30 protein-coding genes are annotated in these 23310 nt (G+C 37.9%); 8 read left to right on the top strand and 22 right to left on the bottom strand.

Annotation, left to right across the window (positions count from 1 at the left end; all coding sequences use genetic code 11):
- Positions 1–277: 277 nt before the first annotated feature.
- Positions 278–730, top strand: coding sequence for a hypothetical protein (locus MKX72_RS10125; protein WP_013056728.1), 453 nt, complete (start codon positions 278–280; stop codon positions 728–730).
- On the opposite strand, the gene MKX72_RS10120 is transcribed toward MKX72_RS10125, so the two are convergent.
- Positions 727–1245 carry a glycosyl-4,4'-diaponeurosporenoate acyltransferase CrtO family protein gene (locus MKX72_RS10120; protein ID WP_228307693.1) on the bottom strand — a complete coding sequence of 173 codons (519 nt, stop codon included), beginning with the start codon at positions 1243–1245 and terminating at the stop codon, positions 727–729. The two genes, MKX72_RS10125 and MKX72_RS10120, sit on opposite strands and share 4 nt — an antisense overlap.
- Complete coding sequence (locus tag MKX72_RS10115) at positions 1188–2291, bottom strand: glycosyltransferase (protein ID WP_155008175.1); 1104 nt, start codon at positions 2289–2291, stop codon at positions 1188–1190. Before MKX72_RS10115 ends, MKX72_RS10120 begins: the two co-directional genes overlap by 58 nt.
- Positions 2292–2427: 136 nt before the next feature.
- On the opposite strand from MKX72_RS10115, the gene MKX72_RS10110 reads away from it, so the two are divergent.
- Positions 2428–3939, top strand: a complete 1512-nt coding sequence (locus tag MKX72_RS10110; protein ID WP_033578777.1) for a phytoene desaturase family protein — start codon at positions 2428–2430, stop codon at positions 3937–3939.
- A gap of 31 nt (positions 3940–3970) precedes the next feature.
- Here MKX72_RS10110 and MKX72_RS10105 read toward each other — a convergent pair whose 3' ends face one another.
- Entirely contained in the window at positions 3971–4723 is a 753-nt protein-coding gene (locus tag MKX72_RS10105; RefSeq protein ID WP_033578776.1) for an SDR family NAD(P)-dependent oxidoreductase, read from the bottom strand.
- A 219-nt stretch (positions 4724–4942) separates the two neighbouring features.
- On the opposite strand from MKX72_RS10105, the gene MKX72_RS10100 reads away from it, so the two are divergent.
- A complete protein-coding gene (locus tag MKX72_RS10100) occupies positions 4943–6316 on the top strand; it encodes an MATE family efflux transporter (protein WP_028413627.1) in 1374 nt (457 codons plus the stop codon).
- A gap of 86 nt (positions 6317–6402) precedes the next feature.
- Here the strand turns inward: MKX72_RS10100 and MKX72_RS10095 are convergent, their stop codons facing one another.
- Positions 6403–6681, bottom strand: a complete 279-nt coding sequence (locus MKX72_RS10095; RefSeq protein WP_025752053.1) for an AbrB/MazE/SpoVT family DNA-binding domain-containing protein — start codon at positions 6679–6681, stop codon at positions 6403–6405.
- A gap of 374 nt (positions 6682–7055) precedes the next feature.
- A complete protein-coding gene (locus MKX72_RS10090; RefSeq protein WP_013056721.1) occupies positions 7056–7436 on the bottom strand; it encodes a helix-turn-helix transcriptional regulator in 381 nt (126 codons plus the stop codon).
- Between the two features lie 229 nt (positions 7437–7665).
- On the opposite strand from MKX72_RS10090, the gene MKX72_RS10085 reads away from it, so the two are divergent.
- Positions 7666–8100, top strand: coding sequence for an Hsp20/alpha crystallin family protein (locus MKX72_RS10085; protein ID WP_013082862.1), 435 nt, complete (start codon positions 7666–7668; stop codon positions 8098–8100).
- Positions 8101–8142: 42 nt separating this feature from the next.
- Here the strand turns inward: MKX72_RS10085 and MKX72_RS10080 are convergent, their stop codons facing one another.
- A complete protein-coding gene (locus MKX72_RS10080) occupies positions 8143–8904 on the bottom strand; it encodes an anti-sigma factor (RefSeq protein ID WP_033578774.1) in 762 nt (253 codons plus the stop codon).
- Complete coding sequence (locus MKX72_RS10075; protein ID WP_028413629.1) at positions 8901–9467, bottom strand: RNA polymerase sigma factor; 567 nt, start codon at positions 9465–9467, stop codon at positions 8901–8903. Before MKX72_RS10075 ends, MKX72_RS10080 begins: the two co-directional genes overlap by 4 nt.
- Positions 9468–9616: 149 nt before the next feature.
- Between MKX72_RS10075 and MKX72_RS10070 the strand changes: the two genes are divergently transcribed.
- The gene (locus MKX72_RS10070) at positions 9617–10015 is read left to right on the top strand and encodes a thiol-disulfide oxidoreductase DCC family protein (protein WP_155008176.1); all 399 of its coding nucleotides are present in this window, start codon (positions 9617–9619) and stop codon (positions 10013–10015) included.
- A 159-nt stretch (positions 10016–10174) separates the two neighbouring features.
- Here the strand turns inward: MKX72_RS10070 and proC are convergent, their stop codons facing one another.
- From proC to MKX72_RS10050, 4 genes are read right to left on the bottom strand one after another with little or no spacing between them, the layout of a single operon-like run.
- The gene (gene proC, locus MKX72_RS10065; RefSeq protein WP_155008177.1) at positions 10175–10978 is read right to left on the bottom strand and encodes a pyrroline-5-carboxylate reductase; all 804 of its coding nucleotides are present in this window, start codon (positions 10976–10978) and stop codon (positions 10175–10177) included.
- A 3-nt stretch (positions 10979–10981) separates the two neighbouring features.
- Positions 10982–11644 carry a bacillithiol biosynthesis deacetylase BshB2 gene (bshB2, locus tag MKX72_RS10060; protein WP_013056715.1) on the bottom strand — a complete coding sequence of 221 codons (663 nt, stop codon included), beginning with the start codon at positions 11642–11644 and terminating at the stop codon, positions 10982–10984.
- A gap of 23 nt (positions 11645–11667) precedes the next feature.
- On the bottom strand, positions 11668–12015 hold the full coding sequence (locus tag MKX72_RS10055; protein ID WP_013056714.1) for a YojF family protein: 348 nt from the start codon (positions 12013–12015) through the stop codon (positions 11668–11670).
- A gap of 46 nt (positions 12016–12061) precedes the next feature.
- Positions 12062–12949 (bottom strand): 5'-3' exonuclease, encoded by an 888-nt coding sequence (locus tag MKX72_RS10050; protein ID WP_028413632.1) that lies wholly within the window; start codon positions 12947–12949, stop codon positions 12062–12064.
- 243 nt (positions 12950–13192) lie between these two features.
- On the opposite strand from MKX72_RS10050, the gene MKX72_RS10045 reads away from it, so the two are divergent.
- Positions 13193–13504: a hypothetical protein gene (locus MKX72_RS10045; protein WP_016763842.1), complete on the top strand. Its 312-nt coding sequence runs from the start codon at positions 13193–13195 to the stop codon at positions 13502–13504.
- A gap of 50 nt (positions 13505–13554) precedes the next feature.
- Here the strand turns inward: MKX72_RS10045 and MKX72_RS10040 are convergent, their stop codons facing one another.
- Together MKX72_RS10040 and panE are read right to left on the bottom strand one after the other, a co-directional pair.
- Positions 13555–14355, bottom strand: a complete 801-nt coding sequence (locus MKX72_RS10040; protein WP_028413633.1) for a GIY-YIG nuclease family protein — start codon at positions 14353–14355, stop codon at positions 13555–13557.
- A complete protein-coding gene (gene panE, locus MKX72_RS10035) occupies positions 14355–15284 on the bottom strand; it encodes a 2-dehydropantoate 2-reductase (protein WP_028413634.1) in 930 nt (309 codons plus the stop codon). The genes MKX72_RS10040 and panE overlap by 1 nt, the downstream gene beginning before the upstream one ends.
- 251 nt (positions 15285–15535) lie before the next feature.
- On the opposite strand from panE, the gene MKX72_RS10030 reads away from it, so the two are divergent.
- Positions 15536–16456, top strand: a complete 921-nt coding sequence (locus MKX72_RS10030) for a CobW family GTP-binding protein (RefSeq protein WP_049164227.1) — start codon at positions 15536–15538, stop codon at positions 16454–16456.
- A 32-nt stretch (positions 16457–16488) separates the two neighbouring features.
- Here MKX72_RS10030 and MKX72_RS10025 read toward each other — a convergent pair whose 3' ends face one another.
- Positions 16489–16647 carry a hypothetical protein gene (locus MKX72_RS10025; protein ID WP_013056708.1) on the bottom strand — a complete coding sequence of 53 codons (159 nt, stop codon included), beginning with the start codon at positions 16645–16647 and terminating at the stop codon, positions 16489–16491.
- Positions 16648–16941: 294 nt separating this feature from the next.
- Here MKX72_RS10025 and MKX72_RS10020 point away from each other — a divergent pair, with 294 nt between their 5' ends.
- The gene (locus MKX72_RS10020) at positions 16942–17268 is read left to right on the top strand and encodes a MerR family transcriptional regulator (protein WP_013082852.1); all 327 of its coding nucleotides are present in this window, start codon (positions 16942–16944) and stop codon (positions 17266–17268) included.
- Positions 17269–17359: 91 nt separating this feature from the next.
- On the opposite strand, the gene rarD is transcribed toward MKX72_RS10020, so the two are convergent.
- The 8 genes from rarD to cbiB form a co-directional block, all read right to left on the bottom strand.
- Positions 17360–18286 (bottom strand): EamA family transporter RarD, encoded by a 927-nt coding sequence (gene rarD / locus MKX72_RS10015; RefSeq protein ID WP_033578771.1) that lies wholly within the window; start codon positions 18284–18286, stop codon positions 17360–17362.
- Positions 18287–18427: 141 nt separating this feature from the next.
- A complete protein-coding gene (locus tag MKX72_RS10010; protein ID WP_028413636.1) occupies positions 18428–18997 on the bottom strand; it encodes a cob(I)yrinic acid a,c-diamide adenosyltransferase in 570 nt (189 codons plus the stop codon).
- Positions 18994–19419, bottom strand: coding sequence for a bifunctional adenosylcobinamide kinase/adenosylcobinamide-phosphate guanylyltransferase (locus tag MKX72_RS10005; protein WP_033578770.1), 426 nt, complete (start codon positions 19417–19419; stop codon positions 18994–18996). Before MKX72_RS10005 ends, MKX72_RS10010 begins: the two co-directional genes overlap by 4 nt.
- Positions 19371–19985 (bottom strand): histidine phosphatase family protein, encoded by a 615-nt coding sequence (locus MKX72_RS10000; protein ID WP_028413638.1) that lies wholly within the window; start codon positions 19983–19985, stop codon positions 19371–19373. The genes MKX72_RS10005 and MKX72_RS10000 overlap by 49 nt, the downstream gene beginning before the upstream one ends.
- On the bottom strand, positions 19943–20716 hold the full coding sequence (cobS, locus tag MKX72_RS09995) for an adenosylcobinamide-GDP ribazoletransferase (RefSeq protein WP_028413639.1): 774 nt from the start codon (positions 20714–20716) through the stop codon (positions 19943–19945). Before cobS ends, MKX72_RS10000 begins: the two co-directional genes overlap by 43 nt.
- Positions 20713–21273 carry a bifunctional adenosylcobinamide kinase/adenosylcobinamide-phosphate guanylyltransferase gene (locus MKX72_RS09990; protein ID WP_155008178.1) on the bottom strand — a complete coding sequence of 187 codons (561 nt, stop codon included), beginning with the start codon at positions 21271–21273 and terminating at the stop codon, positions 20713–20715. The genes cobS and MKX72_RS09990 overlap by 4 nt, the downstream gene beginning before the upstream one ends.
- A complete protein-coding gene (gene cobD / locus MKX72_RS09985; RefSeq protein WP_154991423.1) occupies positions 21270–22349 on the bottom strand; it encodes a threonine-phosphate decarboxylase CobD in 1080 nt (359 codons plus the stop codon). Before cobD ends, MKX72_RS09990 begins: the two co-directional genes overlap by 4 nt.
- The gene (gene cbiB, locus MKX72_RS09980; RefSeq protein WP_033578767.1) at positions 22324–23310 is read right to left on the bottom strand and encodes an adenosylcobinamide-phosphate synthase CbiB; all 987 of its coding nucleotides are present in this window, start codon (positions 23308–23310) and stop codon (positions 22324–22326) included. Before cbiB ends, cobD begins: the two co-directional genes overlap by 26 nt.

Here is a 23310-nt window from a genome sequence, read left to right as displayed (position 1 = left end):
CAATGCCTCTTATTTTCTTTTCTTTCTACAGTAAACCACATATTCTGAGTTATTTCTTTCTTTAAATATGAAAAAAATGTGTCAGTTTGCATCGAAAATTTTTATTTTTTTACCTTTTTGTTTATAATATAAATTATAAATATTATTTGAAATTTCAGATCTCTTTAATATTTGATCTAGAAAGTGCATTTTTTATATAAAATTGGAATGAGTACGGGCTACGTATACTTGTATACCTAGAAGTTTAAACGTCTTACATTTTTATAAAGGAGAAAAAATGAAAGAATGTATTGTTTTCATTACAAATATTATTAATGTATTGCACGATGGATTAATTTATATTTTTTATTTACTAGGATTTTCTCTTTCAGATAAAGAACTTCACTTCTGGATTATTGGCATTATTGGACTGCTCACGTTTTTAAGCGTTTATATGATCTTTAAATTATTGTCAAAATGGAAATTTAGTATTACAGCTATTTCTTTTATCTACACTCTTACGGTTATGCTTGTCTTAGTTTTTGCTATTGAAATTCAGCAAGGAATTACCACTCGAGGCAACATGGAATTTGATGATGCCATAGCAGGCTTATGGGGATTTTTAGTGTTTTTTAGTATTTATATCGCCTTTGCTTCTTTTTTTCTTTTATCCAAGAAATTATTGTCTTCAAATAAGGAGAAAAAGATAAAAACCGAGGCCCCTACTCGGAGCCAAAGGCATGTTAATTAATTTCGTTTGAGTTTTAAAACGACTTGATGAATCCGTATTCGATTATATCGTTGAACCAAAATAAACGGTACGTTTGCAATAATCGCATAAATAACCATCCAAACACCTATAGAAGGAGAGTTCCATATAAAAAAAAGAATAGAAGGAAGTATGCTGATCCAGTGAGTTAACTCTGCTCGATTTGTTTCCATTAAAAAAAGCTGTGCATATTCCTTCGTTCTACTCTCCCATTTCTTTTTATAAAACCCTCGTTTAAATAGCTTTCCTGCATCAGGAAGCCACGTTTTCCATCGGTGTACCCCGAATTTTTTATATATTCCAACTGTTTCCCAGCTGTGAACCTTAAACAGCGCAAGGTCTTTTTTTAAATAAAAGGCAGAAATTTTTGTGCACCTGTAGGCGATGAACATGTGAATCACAAACCATGCCATGATATTAATTAAGAGCTGAGCGCCTGTCATTTTATCACTTTCTTCTTTTTTTCTTCTTCTATAGATATGCTGCGTTCTTTCCATTTAACTTGCTTTCTCACCGCTGTTTGGATGAAAGACCATACGAATAGGCCCAGAAAAAACAGCACGTGAATAGGAAATAAGCACAAAGAAAAAAAAGTAAACGAACCTATTTTTCTTAAGCTATTAAATAAGAGACTGACATAGCAAACATAACTGCTAATTGCCAAGCCTGCATGTTGATTCCATAGAGTAGGTAAAAAAAGAACATAATTAATCATGCTAGTAAGCCATAAACTTACTAGAAATAAATAAATGGCTTCCGTTTTCCCCGCACCTGAAGCAAAGCTTTTACTCCACCCTCTTATCAGGCTTTTCATACCATCTGGATACATGCGCATGGAAAGAGCTCCTTGTCCACTCATACACGTAATAAATTCACCTTGTTTGCTCATTTTCTCAACCAGTGCCATATTTTCAACCACTTCTTTTTTTATCCCTTCGTGACCTCCGCTTTGAAAGTAGGAGGCTGCGCTGCAAAGCAAGCACTGCCCGAAACCGACGGAAGGACTTTTCCAATTTTTAAAGGGGTGAAAAGCGCCAATCGATGCAAACGTAACATAGTGAAATAAAGCAGAAAACATTTCATAAGGCCTCTTAACAAGATGATAAGGATGAACCGACAGCACCCCCCCTTGCTGTTGATAGTAGAAAAATACTTTTTCAATTCCGTCTTTCTCTACTGTAAGATCAGCATCTAAAAACAAAAGCACCGAGCCTTTTGCTTCTCTTGCTCCATTCCAGCATGCCCATGACTTTCCTAACCATCCAGCTGGAAGTGTCCCCGGGTGCACTACTTTCACGCCAAATGCTCTGGCTACCCGCTCAGTATGATCTGTTGAGTTGTCATCTACAACAATCACTTCAAAGTCAGCGTTCTGTAACTGGAGTGACTGCAATAAAAAGGTAAGGTTTTTTTCTTCATTTCTAGCTGGAATAATAATGGATAAACATGACATATCGTTTCTTACTATTTTTACACGTTTAAATGTAGGGATAGTGATGACAAGCGTACCTGTCAAGACAAGAGCAACCAGTAAAAAAGACATCTCTTTCTCCTTTCCTTCACGTATGAAAATTAGCGAACTGGACAAAATAAAAAGTTGTAGACCTATTTTTATTTTGCGTGAAGTCATTTTATACACATTGTTGACAACTCGCTTTTGTTTTATAAGGAGGAAAAAGATGAAAAAGAAAGTAATTGTTGTAGGCGCAGGTTTAGGTGGTCTGTCAGCTGCTATTCGTCTGTCAGCTGATGGATATGATGTAACAGTCGTTGAAAAAAGCGAGCGAATTGGCGGTAAGTTAAATATTCGCAGCGGCAAAGGGTTTTCTTTCGATACGGGACCTTCTATTTTAACAATGCCGTGGGTGCTAGAGCAGCTGTTTGACAGTGCAGGCCGCAATATCCACGACTACTTGACAATAGAACGAATTGAGCCTCAGTGGAGAACTTTTTTCCAAGATGGAACACAAATTGATTTGACCAGTGACCTTCCTCGCATGCTTCAGCAGCTTCAAGAACTTGCTCCAGAAGACATTGAAGGTTTTTTTGACTATTTATCTTATGCAAATAAAATGTACGAATCGAACTTAAAAAGTTTTTATAAAAAAAGTTTATCTGGACTGCACGATTTACGAACGATGCACACGGTAAAAGAACTGCTTCAAATGGATCCAATGAGATCTATGGATGCTACTACACGCAAATATTTTTCAAACAAACATTTGCGTCAATTGTTTAATTTTTTAATTATGTACATCGGTTCTTCTCCTTATCATGCGCCAGCTGTATTAACGCAGCTTGCTCACGTTCAGCTAGGGTTAGGTATTTATTACGTAAAAGGCGGAATGTACAAAATTGCTGAAGCGATGGATAAGCTCCTTCAAGAACTTGGCGTCACTGTGCATCTAAATACGCCAGTAAAAGAAATCACAACAAGCGGAGCAAAGGCAACTGGAATTACACTAGAAAACGGTGAAAGCCTATCAGCAGATGTTGTGGTATCTAATCTAGAAGCCATTCCAACTTACCGCTATTTATTAAAAAATCATGCGCAAGCAGCTAAGCAAACTCAGCAGCTTGCAAAATTTGAACCTACTGTTTCTGGCCTTGTTCTTTTATTAGGGGTTAACAAACAGTACAAGCAGCTTCAACATCACAATTTCTTCTTCTCAAAGGATCAGAAAGAAGAGTTTGATACAATCTTTAACAAAGGGAAAATAGCGATGGATCCGACAATTTACATTGGCGTATCATCTAAATCAGATCCTACGCAAGCTCCTGAAGGAAAAGAAAACCTGTTCGTTCTTACTCATGTACCTCCTTTAAAAGAAGGCGACGACTGGGCTGCATTAAAAGACCGCTACCGTGATGTCGTACTAAAAAAGCTTGAGGCAATGGGATTAGAAGACTTACGTTCCAGCATTGAGTTTGAATATACGTTTACTCCTAACGATATCCAAGAGCTTTACGGCGCTAACGGCGGGTCCATTTATGGCGTAGCAACTGACCGTAAGAAAAATGGAGGGTTTAAAATTCCGGCAAGAAGTCAGCTTCTTTCTAACCTTTATTTTGTAGGAGGCTCTACACACCCTGGAGGCGGCGTGCCGATGGTGACATTATCAGGTCAGCTTACAGCGGACGCAATTAATGAAGATTTTCAGATTCCTCGTATGCAAAAAGATATTGGATAATGAAAAAGTGCAGGAAATTCCTGCACTTTTTTTAAAAGTTCATTTTTGACTGTCCACCATCTACGTTTAACGTCGCACCTACTATCCATGAAGCTTGAGAAGATGCTAAAAAAACAACGGCGTTTGCCACTTCTTCTGGCTCTCCAAAGCGGCCCGCTGGTATTTCATTTTCAACAAACTGCTTAATCTTTTCCGGATTTTCCTCCATTCTCTTTTTCCAATTACCCGTCTCGTGCAAAATGCTTCCCGGAGCAACACCGTTTACACGAATTCCTTTAGAAATCATTTCATCTGCAAATGACTTTGTAAAGCTGATAAGCGCTGCTTTTGCATTATTGTACGTAACTTTCCCTCCACTTTCTCTCCCAAAAATAGACGTAACATTAACGATTGCCGCATCTTTTGTCATACGAGCTGCTGCTAGCTTGCTCAAGTGGACAGCTGAAAAGTAGTTTAGCTCCATTGCTTCCTGAAAAAGAGATAAATCTGTTTCCATTGCCGTGCTTCCATTACTTCCTCCAGCGTTATTAATTAAAATATCAATACTCCCAAAGTCGTTAATGAATTTCTTAATTAACGCAACTCTATCCGCTTCGTTTGTTAGATCTGCTGTATATGTACGTACGTTTTCTAATTCTGACTGTGCATGCTGTAATGCTTCCTCTCCTCTTGCAGCAATTCCAACGTTTGCTCCTTCTTGAATAAACAAAGCAGCTATAGCTTTCCCAATCCCTTTTGATCCACCGGTAATGAGTACATTTTTACTTTGCAACTGTAAATCCACACGTATCCCTCCACGTTAAATGATAACTACTATACTTTCTATCATATCCCACCGCGTCTCAAAATTAAAATCATATACTACTTTACCTTTTACTTCCTTTCAAAGTGTGTTCTTTATGGATACATTCTTTGAATTTATTGTCAGAACTCTTAGCAAAAACAAGCCTTTGCGTGATATAATGCTTTTTGGTGTAAATGTTTTCAAATTGGGGGTTTTTTAATGCAACAAACGTTTTCAACGTCTCAAAAAGTTAAGCAGTTCGTTTTTATTTTATTTCCGATATTGGTCACCCAGTTTGGAATGTTTTCAATGACTTTCTTTGATACGATGATGTCAGGAAGAGTTAGTGCAGATGACTTGGCAGGGGTAGCAATTGGTTCGAGCTTATGGGTGCCTGTTTTTACAGGGCTAAGCGGAATTTTAATGTCTATTACGCCAATTGTTGCACAGCTGGTGGGAGCTAATCAAAAGAAAAAAGTTCCGTTCTCTGTCATTCAAGGGCTTTATGTCTCCATTTTAATGGCCGCTGTTATCATTTTAATCGGCTTTTTTGTTGTTAGTCCTATCTTAAAAGGAATGAATTTAGAAGCAAACGTGATGCGCATTGCCAAACAGTATTTAATCGCTTTATCTTTTGGTATTATTCCGCTTTTTATTTATACGGTTTTACGAAACTTTATTGATGCTTTAGGGCAAACTCGTACGTCTATGCTGGTCACCATTTTAGGGCTTCCGATTAATGTGGCTTTAAACTATGTATTAATCTTCGGTAAGCTGGGCTTCCCTCACTTGGGTGGCGTAGGCTCTGGTTATGCAACGGCCATCACATATTGGTGCATACTTGTCATATCGATTTTAATTATTCATAAAAAAGAGCCTTTTTCTAGCTTCGGTTTATTTAAAAAATTTCACCGTATCTCATTTTCTGCCTGGAAAGAAATATTAAAAATTGGTTTACCTATCGGTTTTTCCGTATTTTTCGAAACAAGTATTTTTTCAGCTGTCACGCTGTTTATGAGCTCATATAATACCATTACAATCGCTTCTCACCAAGCAGCTATTAATTTTGCCTCATTTCTCTATATGATTCCACTGAGTATTTCGATGGCTTTAACAATCGTTGTAGGATTTGAAGCGGGTGCTAAACGGAATCAGGATGCACGAAGCTATAGCAGAATTGGTATAACAATTGCTGTTGGCATGGCTTTTGTTTGCGCAGGTCTTTTATTTACTCTTCGAGAATCCGTAGCATCCTTATATACAAAAGACGCAGAGGTACTGGCATTAACTTCTCACTTTTTGATTTATGCAATTTTCTTTCAGCTTTCTGATGCTCTTCAAGCTCCTATTCAAGGTGCGCTGCGAGGATATAAGGATGTAAATGTAACCTTTTTAATGTCCTTGGTATCTTATTGGGTAATTGGTCTACCTTTAGGCATTGTGTTAGCAAAATACACCGATTTGCAGGCGTTTGGCTATTGGGTTGGACTAATTGCTGGGCTCGCTGCAGGAGCAACAGGACTTGCGTATCGTTTGATAAAAATACAAAAAAAGCAGCTGCTAGAGGAGGATAAATCTTCTCGAACGGCTTAAACCAAAAAAGAACGTTCTTAAAAGAACGTTCTTTTTTGGTTTAAAGATGGATGGATATTCTTCCCTATACTAAGACCTAAAACTTCTTATTTATTTAAGGTACGCTCTAACTCTTGTAAAAGCTGTTCCGCACCTTTTTTACTTAACACAACGTTTCCATTACCAAAGGTTAAGTTTTCACGCGTAATTTCCCCAGTTACTAAGCAAGCACCATACGGGCTATACTTTTGTAAAATAATAATATCTTCATCAACATATATTTCTACTGGATCACCTGTGTTGATATTTAAAATACGGCGCAATTCAATAGGAATTACTACGCGACCCAATTCATCTACTTTTCTTACAATTCCTGTAGACTTCATAAAATCCATTCCTTTCATAGTAAACAAATAATATCTTCTCGATACAAATCTAGTCAAATTCGTCAAAGTTGCTAAAACCAAAATGCTTCAATGATGGTCTGATAACGGTTTATAAGTTCTTAAAATATGGCAAATAACGCATTAAATAGATTTATATACACTTTGTATCATATCAATTCGTACACTATTTATGAATAGTGCATAATCTTTAAAATCGAATTCATCCATATATGTTAAAAGTGTGTATTTTATCCATAATATAACTATATATCCATCTTTTACACTACTTTGTACCCATTTTATAACTTTTATTCCGACATAAGACGACAAAATCAGCTATAGAAAAAACGTGTCTTTTCTAACTAAAGACACGTTCATTTGGACCCGAAGTTGTCACGAATAGCTTTTTGAATCATAGCTTCACACCGCTCCAGCTCTACTTTTAATTGTTTTTTATATAATTTAGCTTTCTCTTCTCCCTCATTTGTAAATGTATAATAAACCACTTCTTGAAGCTTCATTCCTTCTTTTTTACGCTTCACCTGTTTGAGGACACCGTCTTCAATCAAGTCATGAAGAGCTTTGTATACCTCAGAATGATTAGGTTTGAATCCAAAAGGTCGAAATTCATCTCTCAACACATCTAATAACCGAAGGCCATACAGACGCTCTTGCTCCGTCATTGTAATCATATATAATTTTAAGAAAGCACGTTGTTTTAATAGAAAACCACTGGATGTACGCTTTTCTCTCATCTCAACTTCCCCCTTCACATACTTGCTTTCATTTAGAATAATAGAAAGCTCTATACGTAATTATACTTTTTTTATTCTACATAATCCTTCTTTTTCACTCAAAATCTCTTTTTTTCCTCACATTTTTTCACTTATTTACGCATTTTTCTCATTCTTTGTAAGCAGGCATTGAATTTTCTTTTTTTCATATATATAGAAGGAATTTACGTGAATATAAGGAGGGGTTCCTTTGAGTAAAAAATATGAAGAGATTGATTGGGGTTCAATTCAGCATAAGGTAGAAGATATGCTTGGAAATCACTTTTGGAGCGATTTAAATCACATCTTGCCAAAGCGATTTCCAAACGTCGATTTATATGAAACCGATAAAGAAGGCATTATCGTCGTTGAAGTTCCTGGACTACATTCCACTAACGACATTCAAATTAAGTTGGACGCAAATATATTAACAGTTGAAGGGAACGTTCCTTATGCTTATGAAGCATCTAAACAAAAGCTAAAGCTGAACGAACGCCATACAGGCGTATTTTCTCGCACGGTCAAACTTCCTTTTCACTACACGGACGAACCAGTTCGCGCTAAGTACAAAAATGGTTTATTGGAAATTCGACTGAATAAGATAGAAAATGATCAAACCATTGCTATACAGTTTGAAGATGATTAACTGCACGTAACAAAAACCCTTCTGCTAGCAGAAGGGTTTTTGTTAGAGCGCTGAACTTAACACAACGTTTCCTTTTGGCGTCTTATTATTCGCGTTCGGTTCTAAAGTAATGGCCATAACATCCCACTTTTCACTCTGTTCTTTTTGGCTCATCGTATAGACCACTGTCCCATTTCCATTTTTATCTGTTACAAAAGCACCTGCCGGGTGAGGCTTATCACCTTTTATGAGCCATACCTGATAGACTTCATTCCCTTTTACATTTTTCAAGTTATTCGCTTGAATGACCACATTTAAATTTCCACCTTTTTTCGTCAGAGATGCTGTTGCTTCACCAGAAACATTCGGCTCTGCCTGCAGCTTCATCGTTTTCTCAGATGTAAGAGGTTCATTTTGAGGAGCAACCGAAACATTTGGTTCTTGTTTGCCTTTGTCTCCATCTTTCAACAGAAAGTAGCTGTTTCCTACAAGGGATAAAATAAGTGCCGCAGCTAATCCAATAATGACGGATTTTTTATTTGATTTCTTAGACGCAGCATATTGTTTTTCATTTTTAAAAGCTATTGATTCTCTCTTTGTCTCACCTTGATCTTCTTCGAATACATTTGCAAGTATTCGCTGTTTCATTTCTGGAGGAGGAGATTGCTCTGGTGTCAAATACGTTAGATCTCCAAGAACTTCCTCCAGTTCTTTTAGTTCATCCTGACAGCTTTGACAGTTTTTTAAGTGCATTTCAAACTCTTTTTTCTCATGGGAAGTCAACTGATCATTATAGTAATCAATTAGTTTATCGCACATACTCATGAATCAGCTCTCCCTTCTGCATCGGTACCTAAATATGTTTTTAATTTCCGCAACGCTAATCGCACCCTACCCTTTACTGTTCCTAATGGGATTTGCTGCTCTTCTGCTACTTTTTGCTGCGTTAATCCCTTAAAATAAACGGATTGAATAATCTTTTTTTGGTCTTCAGACAATTTTGATACAGCGTGCCGTACTCTCTGCTGTTCTTCTTTCCACTGAAGGTGCTCGTCAATCTGAGGATGATCATCTTCAATAAAATCAAAAATTTCTTCTGAGAAAATAGGATCGTTTTTTCTTTTTCTCACCATATCAATCGCGGTGTTTCTTGTAATCGTAAACAGCCATGATGAAAACTTCCCTTTTTCATCGCTGTAAACTCCCTTTCCTCTCCACAGCTTAATAAATACTTCTTGAACAGCTTCTTCAGCAATATCAGAGCTATTTGTTAACCGGTATACAAACGAATAAAGAATTCGCTCGTACTTGTCATACAGCAGTTCAAGGGCTTTTTTGTCTTGTTCTTTTATTCTATTGTATAAGACAACGTCGTTTTGCTCTTTCATACCCTTCTCCTTTAACTCTTATGAGTCCTTATTATATAATCGAATTACCTTTGCATTTGGATCACTTTCACATCTTTTAAACGTACCTTTATTTTTCAAAAATGACAAGTAATTATACTTTTTTTATGGAATAGGAGCGAAATTGTCCAATGAAACATTTGATTCTTTTTGATGGCATATGTAATTTATGTAACAGCAGTGTTCAATTTATTATTAAACATGATGAACAAGCTTTGTTTTCTTTCGCCTCTCTTCAATCAGATTTCGGAAAGCAGCAGCTCGCCTCTCACGGCTTACTTCCTGAGCAATTAGACAGCATTGTATATATCCATGGAAAACAAAGATATATAAAATCAACGGCTGCTTTAAAAATCGCCAAGCGCTTAGATGGACCCGTTAAATTTTTATATGCACTTATTATCATTCCTGTGCCTATTCGAGATATCGTATACAACTGGATCGCTCGCAACCGATATAAGTGGTTTGGCAAACAGCAGCACTGCATGCTCCCAACTTCTGATACAAAAAAGCGATTTGTCGATGACTAAAAAAGCTCGGCACATAGAGAAAAAACGATTCCAAAGAGGCATATTTTTATGTTAAGAAAGTCTATTCATAAAAAAATCCGAACTGATTCAACATTCTAATGAAAGAATGCTGAACTATAGTTCGGATTTTTTAGCTAACATATGGTTGTATGAGCTTTTTTAGCTTCCACCCATTGCTTTTTTATTCGTTGCTTCAATTGCCTGCTTCATTGTTAAGAAAAAGTCTTGTTCTTTCATCACTTTTAATCCTTCGGCAGTAGCGCCGCCTGGAGTTGTTACTTGCTCTCTTAAAGACGCAGGATTTTTGGTTTCATGCAGCATTTGTACAGAGCCATACATCATTTGAATAACTAAATCTTTGGCTGTTTTTTCGTCCACACCGTAAGCAGTCGTTGCATCAATTAACGATTCTGCAAAATAATATAAAAACGCAGGTGCACTGCCAGTTACAGCCGTTAGCTCATGTACTTCTTTTTCTGAACACTCATGTGCTTCACCAATTCCTTTTAAAATCATTTGAAGCACTTCTTTATGCTCTTTTGTTGCAGAAGTTCCAAGTGTATACAGGGACATCGATTGCCCAATCATAGCAGCTGTATTTGGCATAATCCAAGCGACAGGCGTTTCCTGAGGAAGGTGGTTTTCTAAATAACTCGGACCAATTCCTGCAGCTAACGTTACAACAAATTGCTGATTTAAATGAGTCGAAAGTTCCTTGAGAACGGAAGGATGCGCCTCGGGAGGCATCGCTAAAATAATAACGTCCGAATTGTCAACTTCCTGGCGCCAATTTTGCGTCGTTTGTACGCCGTACGTTTTTTCAACTCGCTGTAACCGACCGATATCTCCGTTGTTTGACATCACCACTGCCTCAATACTATCAGCGCTGCTCGTAACCAAGCCAGCCGCTACGGCTTCAGCCATTCGTCCTGCTCCAATAAATAAAATTCGCTGTTTTTTCATCTGTTACTCCCAGTTATATGTCCAGAATTCTTCTCTTGTTAATAGACGTTCCATTTGCGGATAGTCAGATAAGCGATCGAAGTCAATTGCGTTCATCATTCCTTCTGTTTGAGAACGATGGGCTTTTAACGCTTCAATTTTTTTATCTTTCATCGCTGTTACATCAAAAATAACATCTGGTTCTCCAATATGTTCAATACGATCTTTTGAAAACGCATGACACCAAACAACCGGACGCTTTTCTTTTGGCATACGTTTTACCGCTTGGATCGTAGCTGCTCCCGTGGCATTGTGATCAGGGTGTACTGCAAAGCCAGGGTAATGCGTTAAAATGTGAGTCGGCTTTACATCGTTAATAATTTCTTCAATTTTATCTGCAAAAACATCAATATCAAGAAATTCTAGCGTTTTATCACGAAGCCCTAGCATACGCAAGTCTTGAATGTCTAAAACGTTTGCTAAATCTAAAAGTTCTTTTTTTCGGATTTGAGGTAGAGTTTCACGGTTAGCAAACAGCGGTCTACCCATGTTTCGTCCCATTTCACCTAGCGTAACACAAGCATATGTAACGGGGGTTCCTTTTTGTCTAGCTTGCGTGATCATTCCTGCTGCTCCATATGCTTCATCGTCAGGATGCGGAAATACAATTAATAATCTTTCTTCCATGTTCTATTCTCCTCTCTTTTCTGTTATGAAAACGGATGTTCACTTAATTGAAGGGCAACTGCTAAACGACCTTCAAAGTCATGCCCTGCTAAAAGAAGTCTGCCTTCTTCATCAATTTCCCAATCTGTTAATCCCTCTGCATAAATCCATCCTAAATCAATTTGAAGACCTACACGATAAGGACCTTCTCCAGTTATCTTTCCGTTTGAAATAGTGACTTTACCATTACGAATAAAAGCCCCAACTGTCATTACTTTTTCATTTACGTGTGAAGCATATGCACCGTTTGTCGTTTCAAGGTGTACATATACGTCTTTATTTAAAAATGTTTGTATTTTTTTTTGAACTGTTTCTTTATGAATTGGTTGCACGCTTGTTACTCCTTTCTCATGTTCATAAATTGTATTGTACTAAAAATCAGGAGCGAATCCTAATGTTTAGTTCTAGACTTTGAATTTCTTTATTCCATCGTTCATAATCATACATAAATGTTAATTCTTCCCAATTCAACATACTGATTTCTTGAATGTCTATAATAATCTCAGCGAGTTCACGGCTAAGCATACCTAGTTCTTTTCCTTCTGCCAGCTTTTTTTTGTAACGATTAAAAGCTGGATCTAATTGTTCAATTTGTGCATAAATTTCATGGATAGAGCCATATTGTTGAATAAGAGGCAGTGCGGCTTTTTCTCCTACACCTGGAACGCCCGGAATATTATCAGATTTGTCACCAAGCAATGCTTTTACGTCCACCCATTGACGAGGATGAATATTATATTCTTCTTGAAAGTGCTTAAAGCCATAAACAAGATCGCCAACCTGCTTTTTAGCAATAATTTGCGAAATATGTTGATCTAGGAGCTGAAGCAAGTCTCGGTCGTTGCTATAGATGTACCCTGGACTTTGCTTTTCCTTACTCCACTTGCTTGCAAGTGCTCCAATTAAATCATCTGCTTCATAAGAAGACAATGACATTTGATAAATGCCTACTGTATCAAAAAATTGCTTTAACGTTTCGTACTGCTGAATCAGCGGATCAGGCAGCTCTGCTCTTGTTTGCTTATATAAAGCGTATGTATCTTTACGTTTTGTATCCTCGCGTTTAACATCCCAAGCGACGAAAATATGGCTTGGCTCATATTGGTGAATCAATGCATGCATTTTTTGAATCGTTACTCTCAGGGCATTCGTAAATTGGCCCTTACTGTTTCTTGTCAACGCTGCTTCATCTCTTCCATAAGAAGTAGCAAAATAACAGCGGCTTAATAAATTAAATCCATCAATTACTAATAGTGTTTCGTTCACATAGTCACGTCCTTTGAAAACTTTGCTCCTTTAGCTTTTAGAGCAAACATACTATAGCACTTGTTCTTTGCACGCGTCAATGAAGTGCACAAAGCTCAAAACCCGCCCATTTTTTTCTCTCAATGTAAATGTAGTATAAAGATGTTAAATTGTTGTTATGATTTATTCGTTTGACTTTTAGAACTTTTGACTATCCTATAAAATGAGGATGAAAGATCAATCCTACAAATGAAGGTGAAAAAAGTGAATAAAAACACGATGATTAAAACATTAAAAGTTATATCTGTTGTGTCGCTTCTCGCTTTGTTATTTATCATTGCTTATGATCGTTCTATGTCTACATCCATGATTATTTTGTTCAGTTCGCTCATTTTCTTTGTATTTGTACTTAGCGACTTTTTTTTCGATCGCAAGCCGTGGGGATTAAAAGGCCTTCAATTATATATATCACTGATGTTATTCATCATTGCCATTTTTGAAATGCATCAAGTTGTCAGTTCACTTTGCGTTATTTCCATTATGGCTCTACCAAAAGTTATTGACGAATTAGCTTAAGCGCGAATGATAAATGATAAAATCCATGATCACAATGATCATGGATTTTATTACGTTTTGAGTAATTTTTCAGAGATGCGAAGAGCTTCTTCTATGCCAAATTTACGCACTAAACTGATGGCTTCCTTTATTTCTCTCTTTTTCAAATCATGAGTCGGATTTAAATTTAACAACACTTGAATAACAACTAAATCCCGCATCGTAAACATCATATTCTTTTTCATATCTCGCTGAAATGTATACTGTTCTTTTAAGAGCCGGTCACTTATTGCTAACACTTTCGACTCCGGAAGATGTAGCTGCGCTCCTGCTTCTTGACAAGACCACAATTTTTTCACTCGATCTTCAGCATTCATATTTGCGACTCGTGCATATGTAATATCGCTGTTTTCTTGACGAATCTCTATCTCTTTTAACGTTGGCTTTAGCACCGTTTTTCGCTTAGAGACTTTTTTCTTGTTAACTCCTGTATCCCTAAGGACTCTGCCGTGAACGGTGTAAATGTCGTATTCATTTTCTCTTTTTACATCTTGTTTATTGTATTTTGGAAAATAACCATTTACAAGCATCGTTCTCAACATATCTAATTCTTTTTTTAATCCATGAACTTCAATATATCCAACCGCATGAATTTCTTTGTGGAATTTTTTTGTATTGCTAACACCTTTTCCTGCAACGTGAGCTCTTACTCTTTCTGATAGAGAGCCCGTCGTGGTTCCGATATACAAAAGCCTGCCGGGTTCATCAAAGAAAAAATAAATGCCAGGAGCGGAAGGCAATTGTCCCATTTCTGCTGTACTTAGCAGCTTTTGCAATACTTGCATGACTGCTAAATCAATTTTTGCTGTCATTATTTTTGATAACCTTTTAACATTTCTTCATATACTTTTAGATGCGTATGTACAGTTTGAAGAAGCGGTACGTGTATAGACGATTTTTCAGCTAACTTCAGCAAATATCCTTGAAGGTGGTCTCCTTCAATTTGAGAGCTTTTTTCCATGTCGCGCTGCATCGATGACTTCATGTCATACGTCATTTTGTCCATCGTATTCATATGCTGTTCAATGATTCCTTCGGCTAATGGTGCATCGTAGGCCATCATAATATTTTCCACTTCTTTAAAAAGTTCTTGCACAAATTGACGCCCGCCTTTTGCTGCTAAAACTGGTCCAACAGGTGCGCGCATAAGAGTAGTCATGCCTGACATAACCGTAATAAACAAATACTTATGCCACATATCCTGTTCAATATATGAACTTTTCACAAACGAAGCTTTTGTACCACTGAACGCTTGCTCAATCAGTTGTAATCGTTCTGTGTCCTTCTGCTTAAATTCACCAAATACAAGTCTGTGAGCAGGACTCGTCTGGACGACCTCTCCATCTTGGTTTAAAGTAGTTTCAATAAAGCACAGCCCTCCAATGACTTTCTCTTCCCCAAAAGCTTCCTGCAATGGAGCGACATGAGCCATACCGTTTAACAAAGGTATTACAACGGTCTGATTCCCTACAAAAGGACGGACATCTTCAATTGCTTGTGTAAGATGATAAGCCTTCGTTGTGAACAAAATAACATCATAAGGTCCTTTTACCTCAGATTTTGTAATAGCTTGTACAGGTGAAGTGAAGTCACCGTGTGCACTTTTAATCACAAGTCCGTTTTGTTCCAGCTCTTTTTTTCTGCGTTCTCTGACAAGGAAAGTAACATCTTCTCCTTTTTCCACAAGCCTGCCTCCAAAATAACCGCCAACGCCGCCTGCGCCTAAAACTAATATTCGCATAACTTTTGCTCCCCTTTTCTTTTTCTTTTATTGTAGCACAGCTAGTTTGAAATTTTATAATATTCTTATTTCATTGTATTTTGAGTTTTCTACAAAAGATAGCCATAGCGCTTTTAAAGTTGTTATAATGAATACAAAAAAGCATAAAAATTTACGTTTAGACATTTATCCCCTCTTGGATATACGATTTACCAACCCGTAATCGGAAAAATTCCGATTTAAATAATGTTATTTACATAGGAGAGACTGAAATGAAAACAGAAATCTACATTTTATCTGGATTTTTAGGAAGCGGAAAAACAACGTTGCTTAAACAGCTGCTTCAGCAAGAAAAAGATCGTAATCGCAATATTGCTGTTGTGATGAATGAGCTTGGCCAAGTTTCGATTGACTCAAATGAAGTAGAAGAAGACACGCCGTTAAAAGAATTGCTAAATGGCTGCGTGTGCTGTACGATTCAAGGTCAATTTGAAACGCAGCTTCATTCACTTTTACAGGAGAACACATTGGATGCTATCTATATAGAAACAACGGGAGTTGCCCATCCCATTGAAGTATTAGATGCTTGTATGTCTCCTCTTTTTGCGCATCAAGTTACGATTAAAAGTATTATCACCACACTGGATGCGACAAGATGGAAAGAACGTGGTTCCTTAAGCATTCAACTTCAAAAACTTCTTCAAGAACAAGTAAAACATGGGGATGTAATTTTATTAAATAAAACGGACATGCTGTCTGAGTCAGAAAAGTCTTCCCTGCTTTTTGAGATTCAATCCATTAACGCTAGTGCAAGGACATTATTAACGACATTTTCCCGCGTGAAGCTTGATGTGATTCAAAAAGCTCAGCTGTCTCAAAAACAGCCGCACCATAAGGCTCATGTTGAAGATCATCTTCATTTGAAAACATTTGTATATGAGTTTACAAAAAAAGTGGATCTTGAATTATTTGAAAATTGGCTTCGCCAAATGCCAGATACCATTTATCGCATTAAAGGCTACATGCGCTTCACTCATTCGAATGATACGTATTCGTTTCAATATTCATACGGCATGCCTCTATATATGAAAGAAATGATGAAGCTGCCCACCACTCTTGTCTTTATAGGTGAAAACCTCGATCACACTAAGATGAAACAAGAATTATTTAATCTTGAACAGCAATCTCATTAAAAATCCCGCTCTAGGCGGGATTTTTTTATTACTTATAAACAGGCATTTTGTACTCTGCGCAAAATTTCATATGCACGATTTCCGGCTAACTCTGTCAATTCTTCAAATTTTTCATCTCTTTTCAAATCGAGTTCAATAATTTCTTTTGCCAGCTCAATAATCTCTTCTTTTTTCAATTGTTGCACAGCCATGTAAAACGCCCTTCCCTTTTAGAATTTATGTATATTCTCACATTTATTTTCTATTCATCATTTTGAAAGCAAGTGATTAACCACAAGGCTTTATCCTGTATGGTTAACCACTTGGGATCGAGTTAATCATTAGTTTATAGGACTCTTTTCCCTATTTCATTATTTATGTCACTTTTTCTCACATAGTAATTCAAAAATATAACATATATATGTTAGAATGTATTACATGTTATAATTTTTTGTATTTTTTTCCTTTATAATAACATACTACTACGTACTCAGGGGTGAGGGAGATTGTCTACGAATGAAGCGTCATATCGAGATAAAAAAGTCATGTCTATTGGGATTGTAAAAGAATTAACCGGTTTATCAGAAAGACAAATTCGCTACTATGAGAAAAGAAGCCTGCTCTTTCCGGACCGAACCAATACGGGTATCCGGAAATATTCGTTTTCAGACGTCGAACGATTAATGGATATTGCCGATCGAATAGAAGAAGGAGTTCAAACGAGTGAAATACGCACAGAACTGGCTAAAAAAGATGAAGCGAGAAAAATGAAAGAAGTAAAAAACCAAATGCTTCAAGGTCAGTTGAACGCTCATTTCAAGCGGAAGCTATAAAGTATACATACGGTGACTTTTCCGTCTCCGTTTTTATTTCTTTACAGCAGACAAAAAAGCGCATATCTAAAGATATCCGCTTTTTTGTCCGTTAAGCTGAACGCCCTTTAAAGAATTTCGGCTGATGAGAGCTCATGAACTTAGTTTTAGATAAAATGAACATAACCGACCCGCCCCAAATGAACAAAAAGGCAATCATTTCCACGCTAGAAAACGGTTCGTGATACACGAATACCCCTAATAAAAGCGTCATGGTAGGAGCAATGTACTGCAAAAAACCGACCATCGATAGCGGAATAAGCGGGGCTCCTTTAGCGAAATACAATAGTGGCATAGCTGTAGCAACACCGCCTCCAATTAAAAGAGCACTCACATCAAGCGACTGAAGGGAAAAACTTGAAGATCCTTTCACTAAAAGAAAAATAAAATAAATAACTGCAATAGGTGCAACCATCATCGTTTCAATCGTTAATCCTACTTTTGCTTCTAACTGAATAGTCTTTTTTACAAGACCGTACAAACCAAAGCTAAACGCTAAGCTTAATGATACCCATGGGATATGTCCGTATGTAACTGTCATAACGATAACACCTATAGCAGCCAATCCAACAGAAGCACCTTGCCAAAAATTAAGCTTCTCTTTTAAAACGACTATGCCAAGCAAAATACTAACGAGCGGATTGATGTAGTAACCTAAACTTGTTTCAATAATATGATTATGGTTAACCGCCCAAATGTAAACGAACCAGTTGATGCTGATTAGCACTGAAGCCACAAATAAAATGACCGCTTGTTTCGTATTACGAAATAATAAACCAAGCGTCTTCTTTAAAGAACTCATTTGCTTTGTCACAAGCAAAAGTAAAAGCATAAAAACAAATGACCATATAACGCGGTGAGCGAGTATTTCATTCGCATTCACCTCGCCAAGAAGCTTCCAGTAAAGCGGAAAAAGCCCCCACATAACGTAAGCGCTGGCTGTATAAACAATACCTGCTCGTTTAGAATCTTGATTCATTTCTCAACCTCTTTTCTTTATCTCTCTGTCTCTTATCATTATAGATGCATTTACCTCTTTTTTATAGCTTTATTTTGCCTATCGAAATAGCTCAAAAAAAAAAAAAAAACGATCGCTTTTAGCTCGACCGTTTTTTATACATTATTTTTTAGGTTGTTTAAATACTTTGGCACTGCGAATATACTCTACGTCTTGTACATTTTCTCGCGCGTTAGCGATTCGAGCCGCAGCAAAGAAATAATCGGATAAACGATTTAAATACTGAAGCACCGCCACATTAATTTTATGCTCACGCTGCACGCCAACAACAAGCCGTTCTGCGCGGCGTGTAATCGTCCGACAAATATGAAGCGTTGTCGCTGCAGGTGTGCCTCCAGGTAAAATAAAACGCTCAATGGCCGGCGCTTCTGACATATAGACATCAATGCGCTTTTCAAGTACTGCTATCATGTCATTCGTTACTTTGTACGGATGATCATCTTTTGCAAATGCTAAATCACTTCCACAGTCAAAAAGCTCATGCTGAATCGTAATTAGCTCTTCTTTTACATCTTTTAATGTTGCTTCATCCAGCTGATAAATCGCTTGACCTACAAAGCCATTTAGCTCATCAATCGTCCCGTATGCTTCCACTCGAATATCATCTTTATTTACTCTTCCTCCAATTAAGCTTGTCTGCCCTTTGTCCCCTGTTTTTGTGTAAATGTTCATTGTATTTCCTCCTTCAATCGATTAGCAATTCCGTACCAAATGTGATCTACTTTCTGGGCATGTGCCGCCAAATGCTGATACGCATACCCGCATTCATCTCTCCACTGCCGCTCTATTGGATCTAAAGGAACAATGCCTTTGCCGACTTCAGTTCCAATCACTATTAACTGTTCCCATACACCGCTGTCTCTCCACTTCTGTATGACCTTTTTAACAACAAGATGCGGAGCCTCCAGCTCGCTATGTATTAATTCCTTAACATAGTGCTCAAATCCTTCTAGCACAATGTAACTTTCTTCAAACTCAATGGCCGGTAAAACGGGGTCTTCATACAAACAATGCCATTTTATCGACTCACTGGCATACTGCTGCTTCACCCATTTTCTTTTGCCGGTAAATGCACCGCCGAATACGAAATGCATGCTCTTCTCTCCTTTGCCTGTTTGTATGTGCACGTTACTGAAAAACCTTCTCCATAAGAAAAAGAAACATCCCAAAGCGACGCTGTCTGTTTAAAATGGGACGCAAGTAAACGCAGTGGTCCGCCGTGTGAAACAATAGCAATGTGACGCAATTGCTGACTAGCCGCCAAATCGACCGCTTCTTCCCAAGCTTCCCAAACTCGGTTTGAAAATCCTGAGAAGCTTTCACCATTCGGAGGCGTATGTTCTGCCCAGTGATCGATCCAATTTCTATATGCCCGTATGTTTTTTAAATCTTCATACGTCTTCTCTTCCCAATCTCCAAAATGCAGCTCACGCCAACTTTCCCTTTTAATCACCTGAGATTTAGGAAAAACAATTGAACTTGTTTCTAGCGCTCTTTTTAAGTCACTGGAAATAACGAGCTCCGGCTCTAGAGAAAGCTCTTTTAATTCATTTTTCCCTTCTATACTTAAAGGCGGATCACTCCACCCTATATATTTTTTTTGTTGATTTTCAAGCGTCATGCCATGGCGAATACATGTGATAACCAAAGAATTATCCATAAAAACGTTTCTCCTCCTTCAATGGTTGCACCTATAACATCTCCTGTTACGCCACCAAACTGCGAACGATAAAACCGTATCCAGAGCCATAAAAAACCGGCAAAGAAAAAGATAATGAATTTATTGTCTATAAAAACAATGAAAATAGCAACTAAGAATAGGCTCATGACGATAAATGCATAAATAGACCATTTGGTGACTCCTTTTTGAAAATAAGCAGCAAGCCCCGTATCTTTAGCGGGCTTATCTCTCATGACTAAGAAAGCGGCTCCGATTCTTGGAAGTGTAAAGACGGTTATACATGCCCAAACCGATAAAGAAGAAAGAGACGTTAATTCATAGATTGCACTAAAGCGCAGCAGAAGCAGAACAATAAGAGAAAGAATAGCAAAAGACCCAACGTGCGGATCGCTTAAAATCTGCAGTTTCTTTTCCTTTGACTGATGGGAAAAATACGCATCACTTACATCCATCCACCCGTCTACATGAAGACCACCCGTTAAAACAAGCGGCAAAAGCAAAACTAAAATACTGCTAACAATAGCAGTGATGGGTGAATAGTGAAGCAGCTGTAAAAAGCTATAAAACATTAAACCTAGTAATATGCCAATCCAAGGCAGGACAAAAAGTGAGCGTGCCGTTCTTTTTTCAGTCCATTGAACGGTTTTAGCCAGTGGTAAGATCGTAAAAAACTGAAGAGAGATTCGTAGTATGGCTATCCATTCTTTCATTTGCTTACACATTCCTTTCCTTTTTTAAAACGGGAAAGTCCCGCTTCTACACAAATAGCCACATCTGCTTTTTCTACAATATACTGATGTAATTTCCCTAACATATGCATATAGCTATATGTCGGCTCCTCTAACACGCCCTCTTCAAACAGTTCATTAGATACTAGCACCACCGTCTGAGACTGCGCAAACAGCTTATCGAGCGCTTCTATCATCTGACGAAAAACCTCTTGTTTACCTTCTTTTGTTTGCCACCTTTTTTCGGTTAAAAAAAGCTCATTGGCAAGCCAGTTTGTGACACAGTCCAAGAGTATAGTATCATCACTTCGAAGGTTTGGAAGAATTTGTTGTAAATCTACAGACTGCTCGATCGTTGCCCAAGGCGTGTTCGCCGCTTGACGTTCTGTTTGATGAAGCTGGATACGTTTTTGCATTTCACTATCTGTTTGCCGGCTTGTGGCAATATAAACAGCGCGCTTTGTACAAAAAGTTTGAACCATGTTCTCCGCTGCACGTGATTTGCCGCTTCGAACCCCTCCGCTAATAAAGATGATCATATTTCATCGAGTCCTTGTTTGATTACGTTAAGTAAATAGTCATTTTCTTCTTTCGTTTTCACAGCCAAACGGATATAGCGTCCATTTAAAAATGGGAAGTTTTCAGTATGCCGAGCTACCACACCGCGGCTTGCTAAATAGATAAGCCAGTCGCGCGTTTTAATAGAAGACGGAACGCTGCAAAGATAATAGTTTGTTTGAGACGGAGAAACCAAAAGCCCCCATTCTTCTAGTTGACTCAAGATCCGTTTTCGTTCTTGTTTAATATAATGTACGGTTTTTTTCACAAAATCTTTTTCATCTACACATATCATCCCTACTTGCTGCGACAATCCGTTTACACTCCAAGGAGGTTGTTTTTTAGACATCTTGCTAATGATTTTTTCATTTGCCAAAATATAGCCAAGGCGAAGCCCCGCAATATTAAACATCTTTGTCATCGAACGCACAACAATGAGATGTTCATAGTTTAGAATAAGAGAATCAAATGAAGGCTGATGTTCGACAAAATCAATAAATGCTTCATCAATTATTAAGTATGTACCATGATGAGCAGCAGCTTTTACTACTTTCATCCATTCCTGGTGACTATATATAACGCCCGTTGGATTATTTGGGTGACAAATCCATAGTACTTTTATATCCGGAAGAATACTCATAATCAACTCTATATCCCAGCTCCAGCCATTTTCTTCAGCTAAAGGAACGTACGTCACTTCACATCCATACGCTTTACTTGCCTGTTCGTATTCGACAAACGTCGGCTGTACAATCCCCGCTTTCTCTCCTGAAAATAAAGAAGCAATAAGGAAAAACGCTTCAGCGGCCCCATTTGTGGGCAGCACTTGGGCAGCGGAAACATGATGATGAGCTGCAAGTTTATTTTTTAGTTCTGTTACTTCAGGATCAGGGTAACTAAACGCAGCTTCCTTGAATTCGTTCCACTTTTCGTGAAGAACAAGGGGAGCCCCTAAAGGATTTGTGTTTACGCTAAAGTCTTTTAGATGCGACAAATTCTCGGCCCCTATTGCTTTTAAAAAGACATTGGGGTTAGCTCCATGTGTAGGTAATAGCACTAATAACTCCTCCTAACAAAAGATAGAATAACCACGTAGCATAGACCGTCCTTTTCATAATGAAAACAGCTTGTTCAATATGACCGGCTTGCAGGGGAATGAGTGGTTCGCCCATTTTTGCACGATTAGATTCTATGCCTTTATATGTATTAAGCCCGCCGAGTTGAATACCTAAAAGAGCAGCCACTGCACTTTCCCCGTATCCGCTATTTGGACTTGGATGCTTCTTAGCATCGCGCTTAATCAAACTCGTTACATGCCAAAGAGAATATTGGCTTTTCGCTACATTAACAGCGGTCATCACCACTGCAGTTAACCGACTTGGAATATAGTTTAATACGTCATCGGTTTTTGCACTAAAATAGCCGAACAGAAAGTAGCGGTCATTTTTATACCCAACCATTGAATCGCATGTGTTAATAGCTCGGTAAAAAAAGGCTAGGGCTCCTCCTCCTATAAATGCATAAAAAAGCGGAGCTGTAATACCATCACTTGTATTTTCAGCCACGGTCTCTACCGTCGCTCTGGCAATTTCTCCTTCTGATAAACGATCCGTATCTCGTCCCACAATCATGCTTACTTCATATCTAGCTTTCTCCATATCTCCTAGCTGAAGCGGCTTTTGCACCTTATAAGCAGCTTCGCTTAAGGAACGAGTGGATATAGTAGTCGCAATCATTACGCCCTCTACTAAAACACCTAGTATAAAATGAACTCCGTACAAAGCATGAAGGAATAAAAAAGGAATAACTCCTGCGAGCACCACCATACTTATCACAAGAAGCAATCCTTTGAATCGTTTTCCTGCGCCTTTATTTAATCTGGAATCCATCCAATAAATCCACTTGCCAAACCAGCGAACGGGATGCGGCCAATTTTCTGGGTCACCTATGATTCGGTCAATGAGTAGAGCAATCGTCATGGCTGTCAGGTGTGCAATCATCGCTTGTGCAATACTCAT

Source organism: Priestia sp. FSL R5-0597, assembly GCF_038006305.1.
Taxonomy (GTDB): Bacteria; Bacillota; Bacilli; order Bacillales; family Bacillaceae_H; genus Priestia; species Priestia zanthoxyli.
Note: the sequence above shows the minus strand (reverse complement) of the source record. Positions and strands in the feature narration are given on the sequence as shown.